23 protein-coding genes and 1 tRNA gene are annotated in these 24934 nt (G+C 41.5%); 14 read left to right on the forward strand and 10 right to left on the reverse strand.

Annotated features, from left to right (window positions below; genetic code table 11):
- Positions 1–78: 78 nt before the first annotated feature.
- Positions 79–1437: a trypsin-like peptidase domain-containing protein gene (locus KXV15_RS09760; RefSeq protein WP_240007998.1), complete on the reverse strand. Its 1359-nt coding sequence runs from the start codon at positions 1435–1437 to the stop codon at positions 79–81.
- A gap of 294 nt (positions 1438–1731) precedes the next feature.
- Here KXV15_RS09760 and KXV15_RS09765 point away from each other — a divergent pair, with 294 nt between their 5' ends.
- A complete protein-coding gene (locus KXV15_RS09765; protein ID WP_240007999.1) occupies positions 1732–3735 on the forward strand; it encodes a TonB-dependent receptor in 2004 nt (667 codons plus the stop codon).
- Between the two features lie 67 nt (positions 3736–3802).
- Here KXV15_RS09765 and KXV15_RS09770 read toward each other — a convergent pair whose 3' ends face one another.
- The 5 genes from KXV15_RS09770 to flgB all read right to left on the reverse strand — a co-directional run bounded on the left by KXV15_RS09770 (position 3803) and on the right by flgB (position 11461).
- Complete coding sequence (locus KXV15_RS09770; protein ID WP_240008000.1) at positions 3803–6703, reverse strand: TonB-dependent receptor domain-containing protein; 2901 nt, start codon at positions 6701–6703, stop codon at positions 3803–3805.
- A gap of 357 nt (positions 6704–7060) precedes the next feature.
- On the reverse strand, positions 7061–9907 hold the full coding sequence (locus KXV15_RS09775) for a TonB-dependent receptor plug domain-containing protein (RefSeq protein ID WP_240008001.1): 2847 nt from the start codon (positions 9905–9907) through the stop codon (positions 7061–7063).
- 342 nt (positions 9908–10249) lie between these two features.
- Complete coding sequence (fliE, locus tag KXV15_RS09780; RefSeq protein ID WP_240008002.1) at positions 10250–10549, reverse strand: flagellar hook-basal body complex protein FliE; 300 nt, start codon at positions 10547–10549, stop codon at positions 10250–10252.
- A gap of 26 nt (positions 10550–10575) precedes the next feature.
- Positions 10576–10992 carry a flagellar basal body rod protein FlgC gene (gene flgC / locus KXV15_RS09785; RefSeq protein WP_240008003.1) on the reverse strand — a complete coding sequence of 139 codons (417 nt, stop codon included), beginning with the start codon at positions 10990–10992 and terminating at the stop codon, positions 10576–10578.
- A 31-nt stretch (positions 10993–11023) separates the two neighbouring features.
- Positions 11024–11461, reverse strand: coding sequence for a flagellar basal body rod protein FlgB (flgB, locus tag KXV15_RS09790; RefSeq protein WP_240008004.1), 438 nt, complete (start codon positions 11459–11461; stop codon positions 11024–11026).
- A gap of 95 nt (positions 11462–11556) precedes the next feature.
- On the opposite strand from flgB, the gene KXV15_RS09795 reads away from it, so the two are divergent.
- A complete protein-coding gene (locus KXV15_RS09795) occupies positions 11557–11931 on the forward strand; it encodes a flagellar biosynthetic protein FliO (RefSeq protein ID WP_240008005.1) in 375 nt (124 codons plus the stop codon).
- A 118-nt stretch (positions 11932–12049) separates the two neighbouring features.
- On the forward strand, positions 12050–12772 hold the full coding sequence (fliP, locus tag KXV15_RS09800) for a flagellar type III secretion system pore protein FliP (protein ID WP_240008318.1): 723 nt from the start codon (positions 12050–12052) through the stop codon (positions 12770–12772).
- A 15-nt stretch (positions 12773–12787) separates the two neighbouring features.
- On the opposite strand, the gene ubiA is transcribed toward fliP, so the two are convergent.
- Positions 12788–13726, reverse strand: a complete 939-nt coding sequence (ubiA, locus tag KXV15_RS09805) for a 4-hydroxybenzoate octaprenyltransferase (RefSeq protein WP_240008006.1) — start codon at positions 13724–13726, stop codon at positions 12788–12790.
- Between the two features lie 164 nt (positions 13727–13890).
- On the opposite strand from ubiA, the gene KXV15_RS09810 reads away from it, so the two are divergent.
- Complete coding sequence (locus KXV15_RS09810) at positions 13891–14181, forward strand: hypothetical protein (RefSeq protein ID WP_240008007.1); 291 nt, start codon at positions 13891–13893, stop codon at positions 14179–14181.
- A 136-nt stretch (positions 14182–14317) separates the two neighbouring features.
- The gene (locus KXV15_RS09815) at positions 14318–15328 is read left to right on the forward strand and encodes an adenosine deaminase (RefSeq protein ID WP_240008008.1); all 1011 of its coding nucleotides are present in this window, start codon (positions 14318–14320) and stop codon (positions 15326–15328) included.
- Positions 15329–15343: 15 nt separating this feature from the next.
- Here KXV15_RS09815 and KXV15_RS09820 read toward each other — a convergent pair whose 3' ends face one another.
- Both KXV15_RS09820 and aroC read right to left on the reverse strand, forming a co-directional pair.
- Positions 15344–16534 carry a hypothetical protein gene (locus KXV15_RS09820; protein ID WP_240008009.1) on the reverse strand — a complete coding sequence of 397 codons (1191 nt, stop codon included), beginning with the start codon at positions 16532–16534 and terminating at the stop codon, positions 15344–15346.
- A 15-nt stretch (positions 16535–16549) separates the two neighbouring features.
- Positions 16550–17641: a chorismate synthase gene (aroC, locus tag KXV15_RS09825; protein WP_240008010.1), complete on the reverse strand. Its 1092-nt coding sequence runs from the start codon at positions 17639–17641 to the stop codon at positions 16550–16552.
- A 140-nt stretch (positions 17642–17781) separates the two neighbouring features.
- Between aroC and KXV15_RS09830 the strand changes: the two genes are divergently transcribed.
- Both KXV15_RS09830 and KXV15_RS09835 read left to right on the forward strand, forming a co-directional pair.
- A complete protein-coding gene (locus KXV15_RS09830) occupies positions 17782–18231 on the forward strand; it encodes a MarR family winged helix-turn-helix transcriptional regulator (protein ID WP_240008011.1) in 450 nt (149 codons plus the stop codon).
- Positions 18221–18658 carry a hypothetical protein gene (locus KXV15_RS09835; protein ID WP_240008012.1) on the forward strand — a complete coding sequence of 146 codons (438 nt, stop codon included), beginning with the start codon at positions 18221–18223 and terminating at the stop codon, positions 18656–18658. The genes KXV15_RS09830 and KXV15_RS09835 overlap by 11 nt, the downstream gene beginning before the upstream one ends.
- Before the next feature lie 52 nt (positions 18659–18710).
- On the opposite strand, the gene KXV15_RS09840 is transcribed toward KXV15_RS09835, so the two are convergent.
- Positions 18711–20945 carry a TonB-dependent receptor gene (locus tag KXV15_RS09840; RefSeq protein WP_240008013.1) on the reverse strand — a complete coding sequence of 745 codons (2235 nt, stop codon included), beginning with the start codon at positions 20943–20945 and terminating at the stop codon, positions 18711–18713.
- Between the two features lie 377 nt (positions 20946–21322).
- On the opposite strand from KXV15_RS09840, the gene KXV15_RS09845 reads away from it, so the two are divergent.
- From KXV15_RS09845 to rplL, 7 genes are all read left to right on the forward strand, one after another.
- Positions 21323–21398 (forward strand) — tRNA-Trp (locus tag KXV15_RS09845).
- A 94-nt stretch (positions 21399–21492) separates the two neighbouring features.
- A complete protein-coding gene (gene secE, locus KXV15_RS09850; protein WP_240008014.1) occupies positions 21493–21735 on the forward strand; it encodes a preprotein translocase subunit SecE in 243 nt (80 codons plus the stop codon).
- A gap of 34 nt (positions 21736–21769) precedes the next feature.
- Positions 21770–22315, forward strand: coding sequence for a transcription termination/antitermination protein NusG (nusG, locus tag KXV15_RS09855; RefSeq protein WP_240008015.1), 546 nt, complete (start codon positions 21770–21772; stop codon positions 22313–22315).
- Between the two features lie 106 nt (positions 22316–22421).
- Positions 22422–22850: a 50S ribosomal protein L11 gene (rplK, locus tag KXV15_RS09860; RefSeq protein ID WP_240008016.1), complete on the forward strand. Its 429-nt coding sequence runs from the start codon at positions 22422–22424 to the stop codon at positions 22848–22850.
- Positions 22851–22862: 12 nt separating this feature from the next.
- Positions 22863–23561 carry a 50S ribosomal protein L1 gene (gene rplA / locus KXV15_RS09865; RefSeq protein WP_240008017.1) on the forward strand — a complete coding sequence of 233 codons (699 nt, stop codon included), beginning with the start codon at positions 22863–22865 and terminating at the stop codon, positions 23559–23561.
- A 315-nt stretch (positions 23562–23876) separates the two neighbouring features.
- Positions 23877–24392, forward strand: a complete 516-nt coding sequence (gene rplJ, locus KXV15_RS09870) for a 50S ribosomal protein L10 (RefSeq protein WP_240008018.1) — start codon at positions 23877–23879, stop codon at positions 24390–24392.
- Positions 24393–24441: 49 nt separating this feature from the next.
- Positions 24442–24819, forward strand: a complete 378-nt coding sequence (gene rplL / locus KXV15_RS09875) for a 50S ribosomal protein L7/L12 (protein WP_240008019.1) — start codon at positions 24442–24444, stop codon at positions 24817–24819.
- Positions 24820–24934: the final 115 nt, after the last annotated feature.

Consider the following 24934-nt stretch of genomic DNA (forward strand, 5'->3'; position numbering starts at 1 on the left):
TATGGGCTTTTGTTAATATGGCTTTTCGCTAATTTGGTGAAAACTAGCAATAGATTTTTGCTTATTGAAGTGTTTTTATCACTTAAAAACACGTAACATTATACGATTATTTCGCTTTATTTTTAAAATAACGATTTTGTTTCTCCGCAATAAATCATCAACAATATTTCTAACCATTGCAGCGGAGCCGATTTTTTGACCACCAACTTCAATTATTATGTCTCCGGCCATGATTGCGCTTTTCGATTTACTATATGGATCAACCGCAACAACAATCACATTGGCATCGGCGCCATATTTATTTTTCTCTGCGTTACTAATGGCGCGCAACGACATTCCGCCAGTTTTGATTATGGTATCAAACCCATAATTTTGCGGTGCTTGCAATGATGGGGGCAGGGTGATTTTTATATTTGCATAAATCCGTTGCTTTCCACGCCAGCCATCGAGACGAATGGTTTGACCAATTGGCGTATCGGACACCATACGTGCCAATTGTCGTGCATCATTGATTGGTTTGCTATTAAAGGCAAAATAGCGATCCCCATTCTTTAACCCACCAATTTTACCAGAACCATTATTATCAACCGCAGTAATAATTACGCCGTTGCCTTCATTTGGTGCGGCGTTGCGCGCACGAAAACCCGCATAACCACGACGTACATAGCCATATTGAATAATGTCGCCGGCAATTCTTTTTACAATATTGGATGGAATTGCAAAGCCAATACCAATATTTCCACCACCTTTTGCGCCCGCAACAATTGCGGTATTTATGCCAATAACTTGCCCATTGTCATTAAATAATGGACCACCTGAATTTCCTGAATTAATTGCCGCATCTGTTTGCAGGAAGTTATCAAAACGCCCTGATTGTAAATCACGATTGCGCCCAGAAATTACCCCAACCGAAAATGAGTTGCCCAATCCAAATGGTGAACCAATTGCAATTGCCCAATCGCCAATTTCAACTGCATCACTGTTGGCAATGACCGCCGGTGGGGCGGAATAGGGGGCAACAAGTTTTAAAACCGCAATATCGGTTTCAATATCACGTCCAACCAAGGTAGCTTTGCGAATTGTATTGTCGTTAAATGAAATTTCAAACTCACGGCCATTTTCGACAACATGGTTATTAGTTATAATATAGCCTTGATTACCATAAACGAAGCCCGACCCTGTCGCGATTGTCGCCTCTTTATTTGCAAAAAGTGAGGCATCGCGCGCATTAGAATTTAATGCCCTGACCCCAACCACGCTTGGTAATAGTTTTTTTGCCAATGGCGCAAAGCTTTTATTGGCTTGTTGGCTATTATTAGCTGGTAAAGACTGCGCCTGTGCTATTTGAGGAAAATATACAATTCCTGAAAAAAGTGAAACTGCAATAAGGGTTTTTGCAATAATCTTGGTTTTATTTCGCATTAGACTGCTTGGCATTTAAAATCTGCAATATTGAAAGAATCTGTTTTTTTGATCCGCCGTCTAAATTGCATCTAATCAAGCATATTGCAAATGAGATTTTATAAAAACTTGCTAAAACATTGAAATCTTTTCTGTTAGAGACTATTTTACACTTCTATTAATAACATGCTTACTAGATTTTTGTATCTGTGTTGGCATTAGTGGTGTAATTGTGTAAAGGTTTACGCAAGAATAAATAGCTTGATTATTGGTATGAATTGCAAGGTTTCAAAATTTTGGTTTGGCATCTCTATTCTGGCATTATGCCAGATGCCTAATCTTGCCCGTGCCGATGATATTGAGGCTATAAATAAGTTCGTTAAGAATAAAAAAATTGAAGAACAATTTGGCAATAAGGTCAAAATTTATTCCATCGCATCATTTGACCAATTATCACAAAATAGCGCGCTAAAAGTAATCGATAAAATAAAAGAAGAAATTGACTTTAACCAGTTTAAAGAAATTGATTATTTTATTGATGGTGAAAAAATTGATACTGAAAAGCAGGATTTGAAAAATACGCTTTCAGAGATTCCTTATGAATTTGTTGATCAAATTGAATTGCAGGCGGAAACCAAAGCTGTTGAAGAAACGAATATTGAGGTTTTGCGTATAAATATTGTAAGCCGTCATATCACTATGTTTTCGGCAAAAACAAATAAATATGTGGTGCCGTCGCAAAACATCGATGCCAATCGTTTTGCAAATAATTATTACGGTTTCACTAGCCTAAATAAAATTAAAACTGAATTTTCTGCATCTGCTAGCGCGCCCAAAATTAGCGCGAGTAATTCAGTAAATCTAGGAAGTAATGGCAATGTTGAAAACCGCGATTTTAACCGCTCGCAATCGCAAAGCTCGTTGTCAAAATTTTCGGCGGTTTATAATGAAAAAATTGGCGATAATGATTTAATAATTGGTGCAAATACCAAAACCTCCGTTTTTTCAAAGGCATGGAATTATATTTCATCTGGCTGGGGTGACAAAAATGTTGGCCAAATTGATACTAGCAAATTTGGAACCAGTAATAATATATCCAAAAATAGCGAATTAAGTGCGTCTTATCTCTTTGGCAGCGAAGATTATAAGGGGCGATTTGCCGTAAATAGCAGATTTGCCAACACTGAAGAACAATATGAAAGCACCGGCAGAGAGGTCGGAAGCGCTAATTATGATATGTCATTCAGCCATAGCGAATATTTTGAGGTAAAATCTATCGCCGCAGTTGATACGAATTTTGGTTCAAATAAACTTTCTTTGGGCAATGAATATGTGGTTCGCAAAATGAACCGCTCTTCGCTTTATGGCGCTGGTGAAAATTATGATCAGGCATTATTTTTGCAGCCTTCTTCAAGCACTAATGTCGAAGAATTTATGAGTAATACATATGCCGAAACCCGCTATCAGCTTGCGCCAAAGCTTTCTTTAAATGCGCGTTTTGCGGTTATGTGGGGCAATACACGGAATAATATATATAATATTGCCGATAATAACCTGTATTATGTTCCAAATATCAAAATTGAATATGCAAAAGACAGAAGCACTGTTTTACGTGCAACCTTCAAAAAAGACTATGGTAACTTTTATTATGGCGGTTATTCATTCCTTGGTAATGTGGAAAATGGCTCTTCATTGGATGCCGAAAAAGTTAATGTTGCTGAACTTGAATTTGAAAAGAATTTTCCCAATCAGGTTAAATTATCCTTGGAATTAACCAATAAAATCATTCCCAATAAAATTGGCCTAATTCCGGTATATAATGGCGGTGTAATAAGCACCCAAAAGCTTGCAAATGGTCTTGATGAAACATTTTCCGGTGTAAGCGCGCAAATAAATTACCCATTCGTGCTGGGCGATGATGAATATGTCCTATTAAGTCGCTTTGATTATGGCCTGCAAAGTTCATCCGATGTCTTTGACAAGGTTAATGGGGACCGTATCAATAACAACCGTCAACTGACCGAATTTAATCTTAAACGAAAAATTGGTAATAGTGGGGTTGATTGGGGTGCATATTATAAATTTTCAAGCGGAAACCGTTATTTTTCGTATGATGAAGCGGTTGTTGTGCCGCAAAATTCCACAATTGGCATGTTTGTAAATTATAAAATTAGTCGTGATGCCGCACTAGAAGCAGAATTTTCAACACCATTGTCGGCAAATAATAACGTAACGCGCACAAAATATAATCTTGAAAACAATAATGTTGATTATATCAACATTCACCCGCTTGATGCCCCGTCTTTCAGGCTAACTTTAAAAAGCGCGATATAAAAATTATAATTATGGTATTAAAAAAGCCCCCATTCCTGGGGGCTTTTCTATATATTTTATATGCCTACTAGAATTTGTAGTTAAGCAATAGAGTGAATGAACGACCACGTGGATCTGCAACGCGTGGTTCCCAGTCAGAGTTCGCACCAGAGTTTGAGTAATAAGCATACGCAAATGGTGGATCAGTATTAAGTAGGTTTTTGACACCGCCAGTAATAGTGAAGTTTTTGAACCCTTTGTAGGTAACAGAAGCATTATAGGTGATATAATCGTCTGTTTTGGTATGACCATCAGCAGCAGTAAAGATGCCAGAAGCAACACCAGGGTAAACCTGATCAACATAACCAGAGCGGAATAGTTGTGATAATGAACCACTCCAATCGCCTTGGGTATATGTTACATAAAGATTATGCTTCCACTCGATGCCAAGGTCGCCATATGCGGTCCAAACACCAACTTCGCTAGGTCCAAATGGAACGCCTTCAAGAACGCGTGATTTTTTCTCTAATAGATAAGTGCCATCCATACCATATGACAATTTACCTTTATAGAATGGAACACCGCCACGGAAGCTAACTTCTAGACCTTCTGTAAGTTGTTCACCGGCGTTTACATAACGTTGGTCAACGCGGGCAATATTGCCATTTGCATCACGTTCAAAGTTGTCCACAAAAAGATTGTAGTTAGAGAACAATTGATCCAAAGTTAGGATTTGGATTGTTCCAGTTCTATCAATATGCCACCAGTCAAAGCTGACAGTGTGGTTTTTGAATGGTTCCAAAACTACACCAAAGCTATATTGTTTTGCTTCTTCAGGACCGAGAGACTGTTTACCACCAGTTAGATAGTTAAACGTAATCGGTTCGCAGCCAGGAATTGTAGTGTTTGACTTGTAACCAGTTGAACATTTTGTCGGGTCGGCAAATGTTGTTGCGGTATATGGGCTTTCTGTAACGCCGTTAAACAATTGGTTAAAGGTTGGAACCCGGAAACCAGTATTATAAGACGCACGGAACATAACCATATCAATTGGTTTATATTTCAATGAAATTTTCGGGTTGGTTGTTACGCCAAAACCAGAATATTGATCCATACGTCCTGCAAGCGTCAATTCCATATTTTTGATAAGTGGAAGCGCAACTTCGGCATAGATAGCGTTAATGCTACGGCTTACACCTTGAAGTGCGTTGGCATCATCAAATGGCGCGTTATAAATAACAGGACGAGCCGCAGCGGCACGTTGGTCACCATTGAAGTGATAGCTTTCTTCACGAAGTTCAAAGCCCAATGCAGCATATGCTTTGCCGCCTGGAAGGTCGAACATCGGGCCAGAAACTGAACCATCAAATTGGGTAACTTCATATTTACCGCCATAAAGCACAACACCTTCAGCAGATGTTGAGTTAACCGCATCAATTGCCGCCTGTGTCTGCGTTTGACCTGGTTTAAGGAAGAAGTTTACAACGCCACTGTTAAGAACATTAAATAAGCCATTGGCGATTTTAGTTCCGCTGGTGTCATATGTGTCATAGCTATAGAAGAAGCCTTTACCCAATGTAGATTTAGATTCACTATATGCATATGAAACGCCAGTGCGGTAGTTCCATTCGGTTTCACCCAATGGACCATCTAGACCAACCAATAAACGACCAGTTTTGGTTTCGGTATCAATAGTTCTTAGGCCGCAAATGTCGCAACGCCATCTAACCGCATATGGCTGACCACGAAGGGATTCCGCAACACCAAAGTTGGTTTTCAACAAATCAAAGATTTCATCATATGTTGCTTGGGTGATTGGATTTCGTGGATAAACAAAGTTTGCAGTCGTTGTGTTTGACGACAATTGCATGTTTGAGAATTGCTTGGTCGCATCAACTTTAGAAGCAGTTGCCTCAACAGAAAGCTCATGTTCGCCAAGTTTGAAAACCGCACGCGAAATGAAGTTGAGGTTTTTAACAGGTTGTTGTAATACAACCGCACGACCAGTATCCCAAGAACACGCATATTTTGTGGTTCCCGCTGCATCACCCCAAAGTGTTGATGCATATGCGTCCATTCCCGCAACTGAATCGCAACCCATGCCGTTAAGAGTTAATGGGTTGATACCGCCAGAAGCGCGAACAGTTGTAGAGCCAGGGATTAGTGGCGCAGTGCTAGAAGATGTAAAGATTGTACCGGCACGTGGGAAGATTGTTGCATATGGCGTTCCACGTGTATCAACTGACAAACCTTTATCGATTTGGAAGGTGTCAACAAAATCACGTTGGCTTGCTAGCAAAATTTTATTTTCGCTATATGCCAAAGTTCCCATGATGTTGAATTTATTGTCGGCAAGATTGCCATAACCAGCAGAAATGCTTGCGCGGTAAATATCGCCGCCACCATCTTCGGTCTTATCTGCAAATACTGAAAGGTCTAGACCTTGATAGTTTTTCTTGGTGATGAAGTTGATAACGCCACCGATTGCATCGGTACCATAGATTGCCGATGCACCATCTTTAAGAACGTCAACGCGTTCAATCGCCGCCATTGGGATTTGGTTAATGTCAACCGCACCACCGTTTAGACCGTGGGCAGCAACACGACGACCGTTCAAAAGAACCAATGTGCCTTGGGTACCTTGACCACGAAGGTTGGCGCCAGACATACCGTTGTTACCACGTGCCGCACCAGAAACAACGTCTGCGTTTGCCGCAAGGTTATCAAGACCGTTACCGTTACTTGATAATTGCATGATTAGCTGTTCGGTGTTTACAATACCTTCACGCTCAAGATCCGCTTTTGTAACAATCTGAATCGGAAGTGCATTATCATAAACTTTTCGTTTAATGCTTGAACCGGTAACAATTACCACTTCTTCTTTAGCAGATGTTTTGTCCGTATCTTGTGCGGCAGCAATTTGCGGCATTGACGCAACAAGAATGGCGAAACTGCTTACTCCCAAAATAGATTTAATATGGTTTTTCATTTAATCTCAAACCCCCAAAGAAAATGGATATTTATCCAAATTTATTTTTGCTCAATAACAAAACTTTTTTTAATGAAGTCTTTGTTAGAAACGACCAAGCTGCCATTGCTTTTTTGCATAGGCAATAGGCAGATATGAAAAAAACAAAATTATTGTTATATTGTTGACATTTTTGGCACAGAAATGGAAATATTATTCTGTACATAGGTATTTTTTGGGAAAAATACCACTGAAGATATGTTTAATTGTGCTACGCACAATAAATTCTACCTAAAAAAACTGATTTGCTATGCCCAATATATAGGCAAAAAAAGACCGCCCTTTTGAGGCGGTCTTTTATTTTTTATGTTTTATAAATTAATATTTATAAACAAGGCTAAAGCCATAGCGTCTGCCGATAATGTCATAGCTAGATGGAATAGTATTGGCATCAACCGCCGCAGACCATAACATTGGTGGTTTTTTATCTGTCATGTTCATAACGCTAAGTGATGCGCGAACATTGTCGTTAATTTTCCAATTAAACGCCATGTCGTAATAATTATACGCCGCAATGCGTTTAACGGCCTGTGTAGTGGTCGCATTGTCAACCGCGCTCATATAACGCCAAGCAAAACGAACACTTACTGGCTTCATAGAATATGTTGCTGACATTGTGCCACGCCATTCAGGCATTGGGCGGCTTCCTACACCGGAATCAGAACAAGAACCAGCGACACCAAACTTACCAACACAATTAACAACTGCTTCGAGAGGTGAAGCTTGTTTGGTGAAGTTTTCTAACCAGCCACCATCAAGAACTAAATCAAGGCGATCACCTGGAATATATTCTGGAAGCTTGAAGCCGTAACGCATTGTGAAATCAACGCCAGAAGTTTCAAAATTGGCAACGTTGATATCAACCAATGATACTTCGGTAATTTGTCCGTCGCTTCCGCGTTTAATACGTTGGCAATAGGTTGAGTTTGCATCTTTGGTAACGACATAGCAAAGTTTGACCATGTTTTGTGCGGTTAAGCCACCAATTGCATCTTCAAGTTTGATGTTCCAGTAATCGGCAACCAATGAGAAGCCAGGGATAATTTTCGGGGTGAAAACAAAACCTGCTGTATAGGTTGTGCCGGTTTCAGGCTTCATATTTGGATCACCGCCAAATGGTGCAAAGTAAGAAGTTGAAACTTCGGTATATGGTGCAGCAGGTGCGCCCGTTGCAATACACAATGCGGCATCAGCGCCTGTGGTTGCTGGGTTGCTACAAACATCGATTTTTGTTGAAGCAGAGGTTCTTGTTACAACTGATGAACCCACAACGCCCCATAATTCACCAATATTTGGCGCACGGAACACGGTTTGACGAGAGCCGCGAATACGGAAATTGTCATCAATTTGCCAGTTCATGCCAAGTTTGGAATTGTCATATCCACCGGCTTGAGAATGCTCCGAATGACGGAATGCGCCTTCAAAATCAAGTTTTTTGATGAATGGTAAATCCGCAAGTAGTGGTGCGCGCACCTCGGCATAGATTTCTGAAAGGTTGAATTTTGCGCCAGCATTCTGACGTTTTGTTCCACCGAAATAGTCGCCAGCTAGAATGCGTGGATCCCAATACATATCGCCTTTTTCATCGCGGAATTCATAACCAAGTGACCAGTTTACAGCGCCGCCAGGAAGTTTGAAGAAGTTTTCTGTGCTTCCATAAAGGTTTGCCGATGCAACAACTTGATCACGGTTACGTCCGTAATAAAGCGGGTCGCCCATAATCCATGCTGCTGCTTCTTCGCTCATGGCTCTTGGACCAAAAATGTTTGCCGCAACGCAGCCATTTGATGTGTCAACGCACTGTGCAACGCCGTTTACAGTTCTTGTGGTTGCAGCTTGTAAAAGTCGTGCTGGTGAACCTTCACCATAACGAAGAGTATCTTCGTCTGAATGCCCCATTACAACGCTTGCATCCCAACGAAGATTGTCGTTAACCTCTGCTTTTACGCCCCATGCGAATTGGGTTGTTATACGTGTATTGCGATCGGTTCTTGGGATACCAAAATCAGCAAGTGCTTTTGTCATGTTCACGGTAAAAGCATCTGTACCCGCCGCAGTATCAGTTAAGTTACGGTTCCAAGCATTTGCAAAAACAGCGTTAAGTGCAGGTGTAAGGAATGGGTTGTCTTTTCTGATAAGAATATATTGGCCAACTGAACCAGATGGGTTTGAGAAGGTGTAGTTACCAGTATTTTTAATTCTTGAAACTGTTGCACGACCCCAGAATTTGATTTTGTCAGATGCCTGATAGTTCACAAAAGCAGCCGCATTATAGCGTTGGTTAGGGTTCACAAAAGATTCGTATTGCGACATTCCAGTTGCATAAGTTGGAACAAGTGCGCCAGTGTCGTTAAATGCAAAGGTTTTGCTATTTGCCGCGCCACCATATGGCGTCATATTGAATACTGAACCATTGTCTTTACGGCTAAAGTTTCCGCCCGCAGTTGTTGAAGTCGTGCTTAGGCCGCCATCAAGATATTCTGGATATGCCCATGCACGGTCGGTACGTTCAATGCCGCCACGTTCTGCATAACCAATAAACCCGGTTAGATTTAGTTTGTCGTCAAGGAAGTTTTTGCCATATGTAATGCCAAGATTTGAAGATAAATTGTCAGAGCGTTGTGAAATGCCGCCGCTTGTAGAAATTTCAAGACCTTCAAATTTATCGTTAAGAATAAAGTTGGTAACACCCGCAACCGCATCCGCACCATAAACCGCAGATGCACCACCAGTTAGTGTTTCAACGCGTTTAATTAATGTGGTTGGAATTGTATCGATATCAACCGAGTTTCTGAAACCAAATGGTGCGGCGCGTGTACCATTCACCAATACCAATGTTCTGTTTTGTCCCATACCACGCATATCAAGCGTTGATGCACCTTGCGCATCGGTCAAGCCTGGTGTGGAAGTCGAGCCAACTGAGCCTGAAAACTCATTTTGCTTTTTAAGAAGGTCATCAATATCGATTACAGCTTCTTCAATGAATTTTTCTTTATCGATAATTGCAACAGGCGATACGGCGCCTTCGATTTTACCTTGTAGTCTTGAACCTGTAACGACCACAACTTCTTCTTTTGTCGTTTGTGCAGAAGCAATCTGTGGCATTGAAGCCATAATAATTGCGACACCGCTAACGCCTAATACATATTTTAAATGATTTTTCATAATCAATAATTCCCCCCAGAGAAAAAGACATTTCAAATAAATGCCACCATGAGAATTGATGCTAAGACAAAAATTATTGTAAAATTTTTGTAACAATCTCGTAAGCTGCCATTGCTTTTTTTTGTACGCAATAGTGGAATGTGAAAAAGATAAAATTTAAGTAATATTACTGTAAATTTTAGGTTGCCGATAAACATTTTACGTCATTGGTTATAAAGTAAAAAGAAAATTGCAATAAATATGTATTTAAAGTAGTGATTGGCGGCAAGGGATAATATTACCAATGATATATGAATCACTTTTTGGGGTAAGTTGAATAATAGGTTTATATATTTGGCGTTATTAAATGCTCATCCGCGCGATTTCTTGATAGGCTTGGATTGCCTGATCGCGGAAGGCAATCATGGTTTCCATTTGCACTTCGGCGGCTGAAATCGCGGTAACAACATCGACAAGTTCGGCCTTGCCAGTTGCGGCTGCGGTGGCTTGGGTTTCGGCATTCTTGCTTGCGCTAATTGCGCCTGAAACCTGTTCCGCAATCATTGCACCAAAATCCTTGGCGGGTGCAACTTGTGGACCGCTAGCGGCAGGGGTTGGTAAAGAACCATAAGCTTTTGAAGCGAGTAATGCAGCAGCGTTCATTTATATCTCCACTTAATTCTTAAGCGTTATTTTTTTAATAGGTCCAAGGTGCGGGATGCGATTGCGCGCGCACTTTCGATGACATTAAGGTTGGCTTCATAGGCACGTTGCGCCTCACGCATGTCCATTGCCTCAAGAAGCGTGTTCACATTTGGCATTTTAACGTAACCTTTGGCATCTGCCGCAGGGTGCGTTGGGTCATAACGAAGTTTAAAGTCGCTTTTATCGGCAACAACCCGGGTCATTTTCACTTCTTTTTCACCGGTTGCGCGGTCAAGCACTTGTCCAAAGGTTGCGATTTTTCGCTGATATGGGTTGCTTCCAGCGTTTGCACCAGTTGATGAAGCATTGGCGATGTTTTCGGCAATAACCTTCATGCGCGCAGTTTGCGCACGTAAACCAGCGGCAGCAGTATTCAAAGCGGCAATATTATTTGATGGCATTTAATTGCTCCATAATCTTATAACCCAATCACTATGAACCAGGCCGTTTGCTTGCCATGCGCATTAATTGCAAACCTTTTTGATAAAGGGTCAGGGCAACGTCATAATTCATGCGCGTATCGGCAACTTTAATCATTTGTTCTTCGACAACCACCGAATTGCCGTCCAACGTGGTTTCGCTATCTGGGGCATTAACGGCCTTTGTGCCAGTTGTTGAAACCCGTGTCCCGTTAATATGCATTGGGCTTGTGGCAACCATATTCACGGGGGCAATCGAACCAGGACCAGATGAACCGGTGGAATAGCTGCGGCTTAGGGTTTTTTGAAATGATTTTTCGTCCAAATCCTTGGGCGTAAATTTAGGGGTAGAGACATTGGCAACGTTATCGGCAAGCACTTTTTGACGATCATTCAAAAACTGCATCCTGCTTTTAAGCATTGAGAAATATGGTGCATCATTAACGCTCATATGGTCTTTTACCCGCGATTGTTCATTCTTAAACAAGATAATTATGAATAAATATGGTTAAAATCGGATTAATAAATTTCACGTGCCGTTAATAATTGATTAAGCGAAACATCCGAGATTTTACACTTAATTTGAGTGATGAAATGTCGTTTTTTGAAGTGTTTCGCGCGATTGCCGCATTATTAATTACCATAGGACTGCTTGCAGGGTTTGCCTATCTTGCAAAGCGTTATGGTTGGTTAAGCGGTAATTTCACCATGCAAAACACCGAAAAAAGAATCAAAATCATCGAACAAACCTTTTTGGATGCCAAGGGTTCAAGATTAATGATTGTCGCCATCGACGGGGAGGAGCAATTATTAATGATTGCCCCAAACGGCGCAAAAATCCTTAAAGACCTTGGCAAATCAAAAACTAAACCCGAAGTCGCTGCAATAACCCCATTAAGGGGGCGTTCCGAACAGGCATAAAATGACAAAGAATATTGTTACGGCGAAGAATCCGCCGGAAAAAGTAACAAAGAAAATAACGCAGGCAGAACGCCGCGAGTTAATCAAATCTCTTAAACACTGGGCATTGGTGTTTGGGATGGGCTTTTTATTTACGTCATTTGGTGTTGCTAGTGCGGTTGCGCAATCAATCAATGTCGATTTAGGGAATGGCGGTGGCTTAACCGAACGGGTTATTCAAACCATCGCATTAATCACCATTCTTTCGGTGGCGCCAAGTTTTGTGATTATGACCACATCATTCGTGCGGATTGTGGTGGTTTTATCACTGCTTCGGACGGCAATTGGTCTGCAACAAGCGCCACCAAACGCGGTTATTGTTTCGCTTGCGCTATTCTTGACCGCCTTTGTCATGGGGCCAACGTTTGAGCGCGCTTGGAACGCTGGTATTGTGCCATATACCAAAAAAGAAATCACGCTTGAACAATCATGGGGCGCAACGACTGCACCATTAAAAACCTTTATGCTTGCACAAACGCGTGAGGCGGATTTGGCGTTATTCGTCAAACTTAGCAAAATTCCACGCCCACAAAATCTTAATGCGCTTCCGATGCGCGTTGTTACCCCATCTTTCATGATTTCCGAACTACGCCGCGCGTTTGAAATTGGGTTTTTGGTGTTCATACCGTTTCTGGTGATTGATTTGGTGGTTGCATCCATCCTTATGGCGATGGGTATGATGATGTTACCGCCGGCGGTGGTTTCATTACCGTTTAAAATCATATTCTTTGTTTTGGTTGATGGCTGGCGCCTTATTGCCGAAAGCCTGGTCGAAAGCTTTAAAATCGTCCCACCGGGGTAGGGTGGGGTTTTCTGATTAAAATATTATCCAGCTTACCAAAACCACGCATACAATTGCGCCCGTCATCAAAAGACCGGCGTTTTTGTTTTGCCGAAAAAGCTTGGTGAAATCGGTTTCGCCCGCCACAAGGGCATCATATTGTTTTTTCAAACTTAGGCCAAAAAGTGCGGCAAATGGAAGGGCGGCAAGGGTTGCAAAACTACCCTCTGCGGCAAGGAAAATCGCAAACATAAAACAAATCATGGTTGCGATATAAAACCCCTTGACCCAACTTGGTGCATTATCGCCAAATTTGCGGGCGGTTGATTTAACGCCGATTAAGGCATCATCTTGCACATCGCTCATGGCATAGATGGTGTCATAACCAAGGGTCCAGAAAATGCCGCCAAGCCAGAATAGAAATGTCGCGGGTGTAAGTTGTGATGCAACCGCCGCATAGCCAACCAAAACACCCCAATTAAACGTCATGCCAAGCCATGCTTGGGGCCACCATGTAATCCGCTTCATGAAGGGATAGGCAACAAACATCGGAATTGACCATAGCGCAACAATTTGCGCAACTTTTGGCAAAAGCAATAAGACAATGAGCCCTACAAACAATTGCGCCCCAAGCCACATATAGGCCTGTTTGGTGGTTACTGCCCCGCTTGGTAATGGTCGCTGTGCGGTGCGTTCAACCTTTGCGTCAAAGTCTTTGTCGGCAAGGTCATTAATGGTGCAACCCGCCCCCCGCATTGCGACCGCACCGATAAACCATAATATCACAAGGAATAAATCATAAAATGAAAAGCCAACGCCAATCCGCCCTAATGCTTGCCCCATAAGGCACGGAATGCCCAAAAGCCAAAAGCCAATAGGGCGATCAAATCGGGATAATTGCAAATATGGTTTTAGCTTGTCGGGCGCTTTGTAAACAAAGCTATTATTTATTGCGTCTTTTGGTTTGTTGCTCATTCGTCTTTATTAGACAATGATTATAAAAACCACAATCGCAAGCGCCGAATTTTTCCGCCTAATATTAAATAAGTTTAATCAGGATGTGGCGACAGCTTTATAAAATAATGTCGTTAAAAAATACAGCAACGAGGGAAGTTAATAATTTTTCTAAGAGGTGTAAAATGACAAAAATAAATAATAAAATTATCGCAGCGTCTGTAATATCTTCAATCTTATTCGCATCAGGCATGGCATTTGCCGCGCCGCAGCCCGCACCAGTTGCAGTGCCAATGAATGGCCCAATGAATGGTCAGATGTATGCTGGTCCAAATGATGCACAGCCGCACCATATTTATAAAAAACCTGTTAAACATCAACGTTATGTTTATGTGCGCAAGAAAAACGGCAAAGTAGTTAAAGTAGATTGCTGGAAAAAACAGAATAAACACCAACGTGTATGCTATGCACGCTAAATAAAACCCATAACAATAAGTTCCCCTAAAAAATCTTGCCGCATCAATTTTAGTGTTGGTGCGGCTTTTTTTGCAATTGCATTTGTTCATCAAGTTTGGCAAAGTCAAACCAACAAATAATAAAGGGGATTAAGCCGTGCCGGCACTTCAAAACTTCATCAATGGTCTTCCAAAAGCTGAACTTCACTTGCATCTTGAGGGTTCGTTAGAACCCGAATTGATGTTTGAAATTGCCAAAAGAAATGGCATAAAAATCCCGTTCAACAGCCCTGAAGAAGTGCGCGCCGCATATAAGTTTAATAACCTTCAGGAATTTTTGGATATTTATTATCAAGGTGCCTGTGTCCTTATTCATGAGCAGGATTTTTACGACCTAACTTTTGATTATCTCAAAAAAATGAAGGCGGATAATTGCAAACATGTTGAGGTTTTCTTTGACCCGCAAACCCACACCGATCGCGGCATTGCCTTTGAAACCGTTTTAAATGGCATAAGTCGGGCATTGGATGATGGGAAAAAACAATTTGGAATTTCATCATTCCTTATCATGTGTTTCCTGCGCCACCTTAGTGAGGAAGAGGCGTTCAAAACCCTGCATATGGCGATACCGTACAAAAGCAAAATTATCGGCGTAGGTCTCGATTCATCAGAGGTTGGGCATCCACCATCCAAATTCAAAAATGTTTTCAAGGCGGCAAAAGAATTGGGTCTAAAGGTTGTTGCCCATGCCGGCGAAGAGGGGCCACCAGAATATATTTATGAGGCATTGGATTTATTGGAAATCGACCGCATTGATCATGGCAACCGCTGCCTTGAAGATACGGCATTGGTTGAACGCATTGTAAATGATGGTTTAACCCTTACGGTATGCCCCTTATCCAACCTTTCATTATGTGTGGTAAAAGATTTAAAACAACACCCACTTAGAACCATGTTGGCAAAGGGTTTGCGCGCCACCATAAATTCCGATGACCCCGCATATTTTGGCGGCTATTTAAACAAAAACTATAATGAAACCCAAAAGGCACTTAATCTAACCCGTGAAGAAATAATCACATTGGCGAAAAATTCCTTTGCAGGTTCATTCTTATCTGATGCCGAAAAACGCAAACAAATCAGCGCGATTGAGGTTTATGCACGGGGGTAGGTTATATTTTATTTGCTATAAAATTTCTTTGTCAGTAAAATTAAGCTTAAATATTATTTGTCCATCTTTATCTGACTTACATTCGGCATTTGATATTGCGCAAACAGGGTCGTTACTTTCAAACCACTCTAAAAAATGTTTTGCAAGTAAATATTTTAATCTATTGGGTGTTCGAGTTCCGATGGTATTTATGTGCATGTTTCCTTTTCTTGGTATATTATCTTCAGGATTTGTAAAAATGAAATCTACTGTATATGACATTGTAGCACCATTGTTTTTGGAAATTTGATTGAATTTTTCTTCGATTTGTTCTGAGAATAAAGGAAGACAAAAATTTTGTGCTGTTAGCATAGCTATTTGTAAAGACAAAACGGCAAGCTCTTCATAGTCTAATTGATTATGAGGCTTCCATCCGCTAACCCTAGATTTATTTGCATGAAATAAAAAACCTCTTTCCACCACTAGTTTTTCAATAATTTCATCTTCGTTTAAATCTTTAATAAATGTCGTTCTCTTTGATTTTAAACTACGTGTAAAAGGATTCGTATTCCATTCTGATTTTGTTTGTTTAATATACTCAAATAACTGTCTATTGTTTTTAAGCTCGCTGATTAGGTGATTACTTTTTATCTTCCCATTTCCAAATACCCCATCAATAATCAGAAATGAATATCTGAAAGAATCTATGTAACGTTCGTCTATCAATGACTTACGCGCTACGTCTAGTAATGATGCCTCATAGTATGGAGGCATGTTTGCAGAATCTTCGGCTAAGAAAAGAGCTCTAGAAACCAAGTCAAAGGGAAGGTTTAACGGTTTGTGCTCAAGCTTACTTTCAAAATAGGGGAGCAATATTTTGTCATTTTCTTCCGAGGTTTCTGCTTCATATTCGACCCTAAATGCTTTCCGTTCAATTGCTAATTCTATATCAAAATAGCACTTCAGGTATGTGACCGCAGAAATTATAATGTTGGATATTTTAAAATGGTTAGCATCATCAAGATTTATTGAGGGAATATCTCCTACTTTCACAGGTTTATGAAATTTAGGCGCATGTTCGACTGGTACATTTGATTCAGTATATTTAATACATTCAATAAAATCACCATTTTTAATAAACGATATAATCCCTCTGCCTATATTTATTGGCCAAAAGTCTTCAAGAATAAGTTTGGTCTTTATTCTAAAGATATAGGTAACTTTCAATTTAGCACCAATTTCTCATCCAATTTGTCCCCGATGTCGTAACTTTGCATCCGCAAGAACGCATGCCATCATTGCCTCGGCAACCGGAACGGCACGAATACCCACGCATGGGTCGTGGCGGCCTTTGGTGATTATGTCGATTTCTTCAAGCTTGCGATTCAATGATTTAACGGGGGTCAAAAGTGAGGATGTGGGTTTAATCGCCATGCGCACCACGATATCTTGCCCGGTTGAAAGCCCCGCCAAAACCCCGCCATTATTATTGGAACGGAATGCAACATTGCCGTCACTATCAAGATACATTTCATCGGCATTTTGCGGGCCTTCAAGTTCCGCCGCGCCAAAGCCCGCACCAATCTCAACACCCTTTACGGCATTGATGGACATCATTGCCATTGCAAGCTCGGAATCAATTTTGCCATAAATCGGCGCGCCCCAACCTGCGGGAACGCCTTTTGCAATCACCTCAACTACCGCACCAATTGATGACCCGTTTTTACGGATGCCGTCCAAATATTCTTCCCAAACCGGCACTATTTCGGCATCGGGTGAAAAGAATGGATTATTATTGATTTCCTCAAGTGAGAAATTATCGCGGTTGATTTTATGGGGCCCAATTTGGGTTAGATAGCCAATGATTTCAATGCCGTTACCTAATACTTTGCGCGCCACCGCACCCGCCGCAACCCGTGCCGCAGTTTCGCGGGCAGAGGTTCGACCACCACCACGATAGTCACGGAAACCATATTTTTGATCATAGGTATAATCGCCATGCCCTGGGCGCCATGCCTTGGCAATATCGCCATAGTCTTTGGAGCGTTGGTCGGTATTACGTATCATCAATGAAATTGGGGTTCCGGTTGTAACCTGTCCATTTGTGTCATCATCTTCAAAGACGCCCGAAAGGATTTCGACCAAATCGGCCTCTTGCCGTTGGGTTACAAACTTGCTTTGCCCTGGTTTACGCTTATCAAGAAAACCTTGAATATCATCTTCGGTCAGTGGGATATTGGGTGGGCAGCCATCGATAACGCAACCCAATGCCTTACCATGCGATTCCCCCCATGTTGTAACCCTAAACAAATGACCGAATGTATTGTGCGACATGATTTTCTCTTGAGATAAAATTCTTATGTTCTCTAAAGCCGATTTCTTTATAAATTACAATTGTAAATTTTGATATACTGCGCGAAGTAATTGACAATTAATATTCAAAATGACAATATATTGTCAATATGAGGAATGTAATGGATAAAATCTCAGAATTTAGTTTGCAGGTTTTTGAACTTAATGGACTTTTTATCGGAATTGGTGATGCTGCTTTAAAACCTTTAGGCATCACGAGTGCAAAGTGGCAAGTTTTAGGAACTGCTAGTATGGGCAAAGCCCAGCTAAGTGTGCCGCATATTGCAAAATTAATCGGTCAAAGCAGACAAGCAACCCAAAAAACTGCAAATGACTTAGTTAGATTGGGATTGGCAGAATTTCACGAAAATGAATTCCACAAGAAATCTAAACTCTTTGTACCAACACAAAAAGGGTTAGATACTCATAAATTGGCATTGGAAATTTGGATGAAAATATCAAACTCAATTATTTCACAAATCGCCCCAGATGAGTTGTTGAGGGCAATTAAAATAAATGATGAATTAATTGGCATCCTACGCAAAATAAATGGTGGTAATCATGATAAGTAAAGTTCATAAAACGGCTGCAATAGTTGCGTTTTTATGCCTTGTTAGTTTTTGGACGCTTTCATTAATAACTGAAATCAATGCTGACAAAGCTTTTTTTGGATTCGTAAGAACCTACATTTTTTACACAATGTTCGTAATGATTGCCGCAATTATAATTACTGCTGTAACTGGCTTTAAAATTGCAAAAAAAATGCGTGGTCCAATTATTGAGAATAAGAAAAAACGTATGCCATTCATAGGATTGAATGGCGCAATAGTTTTATTACCATTGGCAATTATTTTATTTATGTATTCAAATGAAACTATACTAAAGGGGCAAGAGGGTATGGTTGATACTTTGCGCCTAATTGAATTAATTTTTGGCGCTATCAACATTATTTTAATATCTTTAAATATCAAAGATGGATTAAAACTAAAGCGCAAATAAAAAAAGCCCCGCTTTTGACGGCGGGGCTTTTAAGGTTGCGTTATGAAACTGATTAGAATTTAACTTTGCCTTCAACGCCCCAAACGCGTGGGTTGTTGGTAAAGCCAGTTAATTGAACAAAGTCGAGGCCGCCAACCAAACGTTTTTCATTGGTTATGTTGCGTCCATATGCGGCGATTTCATATTTGTCGCCAATTATATAGCCAACACGTGCGCCGCCTTCCCAGAAGCCGCCTTCGGTATATTCGATTGATTTATAAAGGAAGAAATTGGTTTCGCCTTTATATGCCCAATCGGTTTGGAAATATAAATCATTGCCATTTTCAAGTGGCAATGTGTATTTCGCGCCAACGTCTCCAATCCATTTAGGTGCGTTCGGGAATGGGTTGCCATCAACCAATGCTTTGCCATTTACAACTGGGCTAAGGACGGTACAAACATTAAAGCTACAAGGGGCAACACCAAGTTTTGAATCTTCAATTTTTGTATCGTTTAATGATACCGATGCATTCAATGAAAGATTATTGGTTGGACGCCATTTAAGCTCGGCTTCAAAGCCTTTGCCATAACCTTTGTTGGCATTCAAAAGACGTGCTACGTTGCTATCACCGCCGATTGCAGTAAGCTGCATATCGTCAATCATATAGGCATAGACAGAAAGGTCAAAGCTTACGCGGCGGTTAAAGCCATAAGTTTTTATACCGCCCTCGATAGAGGTTGAATATTCAGATTTTGCGGTGGTGATAACTGGCCCCAAAGCAGGGTCTGCAAACAAGATTCGCCCCTGAATTGCCGGTGCACGATAACCACGTGCAACGCGGGTATAGAAGTTTGTATCAGGGCTTGCTTTATATACCGCAGATAAATCCCATGAAACCGCAGAATCGCTCAAAGAAACTGGGGTAGGGGTCAAACCATCGGTTGAACGGGTTGCACCAAAGGTTTTCTTGTCATCGGTATAACGAACGCCAGCAGTTACGCTTAGGGCGTCTGATAATTTATATGTACCAGAGCCAAAGACCGCCCAAGATTCAGTTTTTTGGTGCTGTTTGCCATAACCAAACCATGCATCATCGGTGTTGGCATAATAGCCATATGTTGAGATTTTGGCATCTTCATGGAAATAATAAAGACCGGTTTGCCAGTTGAATTTTGCGGCCTTGTCGTTAGCAAGACGGAATTCTTGGGTGATTTGTTGAAGGTAATCAACCTTGTCCGCAGAATCAGAGCTGAAAGGAACGGTAAGGCTTGAACCATCCACGTCACCACGGCTTGAATATTCAAGATTTTCAATATCTGAAATTGAAGTAAGGGTTAAATCACCAAAATGAAGGTTTGATTTAATAAAGCCGCCAGTGGTTTTGATTGATTGCGGGTTGCCATTACCACCATCAAAATTAACAGTATCCCACTTAAAGTCTGGATTTACGCCACGTTGCCCCTTGGTCATAATTCCGGTGCGGAATAATTGCGCGGTTGCATCAACATCGCGGTGGTGCACGCTTAAAAGAGTGTCGAAATTATCGGTTGGTTGCCATAATAATTGTGCGCGAACCGCAGTATCATCATAACCGCCAATTTTCTTGTCTGGTGCAGGGCCAGTATTATTAACCCAATCACCCAAATGTGAATATAATGCAGAAACGCGGAACGACAGGGTGTCAGTAATTTTTGCGCCATATGCACCTTCGGCATCAACACCGTCATAAGTGCGGTAGCCGGCTTTTAAATAGCCATTGCTATCATCGCCTGGCTTAACACTATCAAATTTCAATATACCAGCAGGGGTGTTACGACCAAATAATGTCCCCTGTGGTCCACGAAGAAGTTCAACACTTGCAACGTCAAAAATTGGGAAGCCTTTTAGGGCAGGGTTTTCATAAACAACTTCGTCATACACGAATGAAACTGGTTGTGATGCGTTCAAATCAAAGTCGGTATTACCAAGACCGCGAATATAAGCGCGCGGTGCAGCCCGTCCGTTAGAGCTTTCAATAACCAATGAAGGTAAACGAGCTGAAAGCAATGTCATATCAGTTGCACCACCCGCCGCAGTAGCGTTGGTAAGTGCGTCCCCACGAAGGGCACCGATTGAAATCGGAACGTCTTTTGCGGCTTCTGATTTTTTACGCGCAGTAACAACCACTATTTCAACTGATTTGTCGTCATTTTGCGCTTGCGTTTGCGCCTGTGCCATCGTTGGGCTTATGATAAAAGGTAGCGTTGTAGCGCCAACAGCCGCGATCAATACCGCAAGGCTAGGCTTGGTTTTAAGGATATTTTTCATGAAGGTTCCCCAAGATTTAGTGAGTCTAAATACTCGGGGCAATCATTTGGCGACATTCATTGGTTTTATCTACCGTAAGGTTGCAAAAAATTCATAAAACATATGTAAAATATTTAAAAAACCAACATATGTGCAACAAATAAACAATTGTTGCCACCCGTTTCAACTCTGTTTTCACTCTATTTAACTTTGTACCAAATGAATATTAAGCCATTGCGCTTTAACCTAACCTGCTTTTGGGTAGAATCATTTTTCAACAGCAGAATTATCATTTTAGGACTTGAAAAAATACAAATGGTTTGGCATAGGCAGCAATGCGCACCCAAGTCACTCGGCTCTGGGTGCGATATTGCTTGAGATGGAAACTAATTCGGTATAGGGGTGTAGCTCAGCTGGTAGAGCATCGGTCTCCAAAACCGAGGGTCGTGGGTTCGAGTCCCTCCGCCCCTGCCACCGAATAGTTTTAATATCAAAAGCAGTGTTTGGGCTTTAAATGTAGTTTTAAAACCCCATTTGGTTCAGACATAAACAATTTTGGTAAAAAGATATGACAGAAACGGTTGAGAAAACTAAACCACAGAAAAAGACGTCACCTATGCAATTCTTTAGCGAGGTACGTTCGGAGATGCGCAAAGTAACATGGGCAACCCGTGGTGAGACTGTTTCTTCTTCAATCCAAGTATTTATCATGGTGGCGATTGCTGCTTTGTTTTTCTATTTGGTTGATGTTATCTTGCAATATGGTATCGGCGGTCTTTTAAGCTTTGCGGCTGGGCTTGGCGGTAAGTAATTTCTCAATAGTTTTCCTTAGGGGGTTTTAACAAATGTCAGATAAAGCAAGATGGTATATTGTTCATGCCTACTCAAACTTTGAGAAAAAGGTTGCAGAGGCTATTAAAGAAGCTGCGGTTACCAAGGGCCTTGATAGCTTGGTAGAGCAAGTTCTTGTTCCTGCTGAAGAGGTTACCGAAGTTGTCCGTGGTCGTAAACGCGTTACAGAACGTAAATTTTTCCCTGGCTACGTCTTGGTGAAAATGGTTCTTAACGACGATACTTATCACCTTGTAAAAGAAACACCGCGTGTTACCGGCTTCCTTGGTTCAGATCATGGTAAGCGTCCGGTTCCGGTTACTCAGGGTGAAGTTGATAGAATTCTTGGTCAGGCTGTCGAAAGTGCAGAGCGTCCTAAAGTGGTCGTTACATTCGAAGTTGGCGAAAAAATTCGTGTTATCGATGGTCCATTCAATTCATTTGAAGGTATCGTTGACGAAGTTGATAATGCGAAAGAACGTTTAAAAGTTGGTGTTTCGATTTTTGGTCGCGCAACACCTGTCGATTTGGATTTCAATCAGGTGCAAAAAGTCGCCTGATTTTAACCGCCCCATTTGGGGCATAACCGGTGGTAGGGGGCTAAAGTCCATTGTTACCCGCACCACCAAACCACATGATGCCGAAAGGCATTAAAAGGAGTGGAACATGGCAAAGAAGATTCTCGGGCAGATTAAGCTCGAGGTACCAGCAGGCGAAGCAAAACCTGCTCCTCCGATTGGTCCAGCTTTGGGTCAACGCGGTTTGAACATTATGGAGTTCTGCAAAGGCTTCAATGCGAAAACTCAAGAGATTGAAAAAGGCACTCCGATGCCTACAATCATCACTTATTACCAAGACAAAAGCTTCACTTTTGAAATCAAGACCTCACCTGCGTCTTATTATCTTAAAAAAGCTGCTGGTCTTAAAAGCGGTTCTTCAAAACCTGGTCGTGATAAGTCTGGTGCAGTTACTCAAGCTCAATTGCGTGAAATTGCTGAAATCAAAATGAAAGATCTAAATGCGAACACTGTTGAACAAGCGATGAAAATCATTGCGGGTTCTGCGCGTTCTATGGGTCTTGAGATTAAAGACTAAGGAGTAGTAGAGATGGCGAAAATTGGAAAACGTCTGGCTGCTGCTCGTGCTGCTGTTGACGCAAACAAACTTTATACAATCGAAGAAGCTATTGCTGCGGTAAAAGCAAATGCAAAAGCAAAATTCGACGAAACCGTTGATTTGGCGGTTAACCTTGGTGTTGACCCTAAATATGCTGACCAAATGGTACGTGGCGTATGCAACCTTCCTAATGGTACTGGCCGTGACGTTCGCGTTGCTGTTTTTGCTCGTGGCCCTAAAGCTGATGAAGCAAAAGAAGCAGGTGCGGATATCGTTGGTGCAGAAGACCTATTGGAAGAAATGCAAAATGGTCGTTCTGACTTTGACCGCGTAATCGCAACCCCTGATATGATGGCGTTGGTTGGTCGTTTGGGTAAAGTATTGGGCCCACGTGGTCTTATGCCAAACCCAAAAGTTGGTACTGTTACTATGGACGTTAAAACTGCCGTTAAAGATTCTAAAGGCGGCGCTGTTGAATTCCGTGTTGAAAAAGCAGGTATCGTTCACGCTGGTATCGGTAAAGTTTCTTTCACTGAAGAAGCATTGGTTCAAAACGCTCGCGCATTGGTTGACGCTTTGGTTAAAGCAAAACCAACTGGCGCAAAAGGTACTTATGTGAAGTCAGTTGCACTTTCTTCAACTATGGGTGCAGGCGTTAAAGTTGATACTGCTTCTGCATTGAACGCATAATTTCACTAATTCTCACCCCGTATTTATTACGGGGTGAAATTTATTAAATTGACTTTTTCGCACACTTCTTATATGGAGTGCGCGTTTTACAGGGGAAACCCTGTTAAAAGCGGGTTTTACCCGCACCCTGTCCGAGACTTTAGGTGCCTATGGCTTAATTTTCCTAAATAGATGGGAATGAAGGTTTTTCACTTGAACATTTGTTTCAAGGTCTGGTTTCATCCCAAAAGGTACAGGTAAGTAGGGAGGTGTGTATTCACCTCTCATAATCGTGGTGTCAGGATTGTCCTGCCACTTAACCTTAAGGAGACCGTAATGGATCGTACCCAAAAGGGTGTTGTCGTCGAAGAACTAAAAGGTGTCTTCGCCGAAAATCAGGTTGTAGTGTTCGCACACTATGCCGGACTTACCGTTGCGGAATTAACAGACCTACGCATTGAAGCTGCTAAAGCTGGTGCATCAGTAAAGGTGGTTAAAAACCGCCTTGCCAAGTTGGCCTTGGAAAATCACGACGCGAAAGACGCGGGTGCATATCTAACTGGTCCAACTGCGATTGCTTATTCGGTTGACCCAACAGTTGCACCGAAAGTATTCGCTGATTTCGCTAAAAAGAACGATAAACTTGTTCTTACTGGCGGCTTCATGGGCGCTACTGTTCTTAACGCTGATGGCGTTAAAGCACTTGCAACATTGCCTTCTTTGGACGAGTTGCGTGGAAAAATTGTTGGCCTGCTTCAAGCACCTGCTTCGAAACTTGCTTCAATTACCCAAGCACCTGCTGCCCAATTGGCACGCGTTTTCAATGCTTATGCGACAAAAGACGCCGCATAATATCTGTTAAAATCTGCATATATTTGTTCAAGTATAGGAATATTTAAAAATGGCAAACTTAGAAGCTTTAGTTGAAGAATTATCAGCACTTACAGTTCTTGAAGCTGCTGAACTTTCAAAAATGTTAGAAGAAAAATGGGGCGTTTCTGCTGCTGCTCCTGTGGCTGTTGCTGCTGTTGCTGGTGGCGCTGCTCCTGCTGCTGCTGCTGAAGAGCAAACAGAATTCACTGTTATGCTTGCTTCTGCTGGCGACAAGAAAATCGAAGTGATCAAAGAAGTTCGTGCGATCACTGGCCTTGGCTTGAAAGAAGCTAAAGACCTTGTAGAAGCTGCTCCTAAAGCAGTTAAAGAAGGTGTTTCTAAAGACGAAGCTAACAAACTAAAAGAACAGCTTGAAAAAGCTGGTGCAAAAGTTGAATTGAAATAATTCATCTTTGTCATTCCGCATTTATTGCGGGATCTAAAGTTTAAAAGAATTAACGCCGTATCGGAAACGATGCGGCGTTTTTCTTTGTGGGTATACAAAACTATAAATTCAATTA

The organism is Pseudaquidulcibacter saccharophilus, from assembly GCF_019455445.1.
Lineage (GTDB): Bacteria > Pseudomonadota > Alphaproteobacteria > Caulobacterales > Aquidulcibacteraceae > Pseudaquidulcibacter > Pseudaquidulcibacter saccharophilus.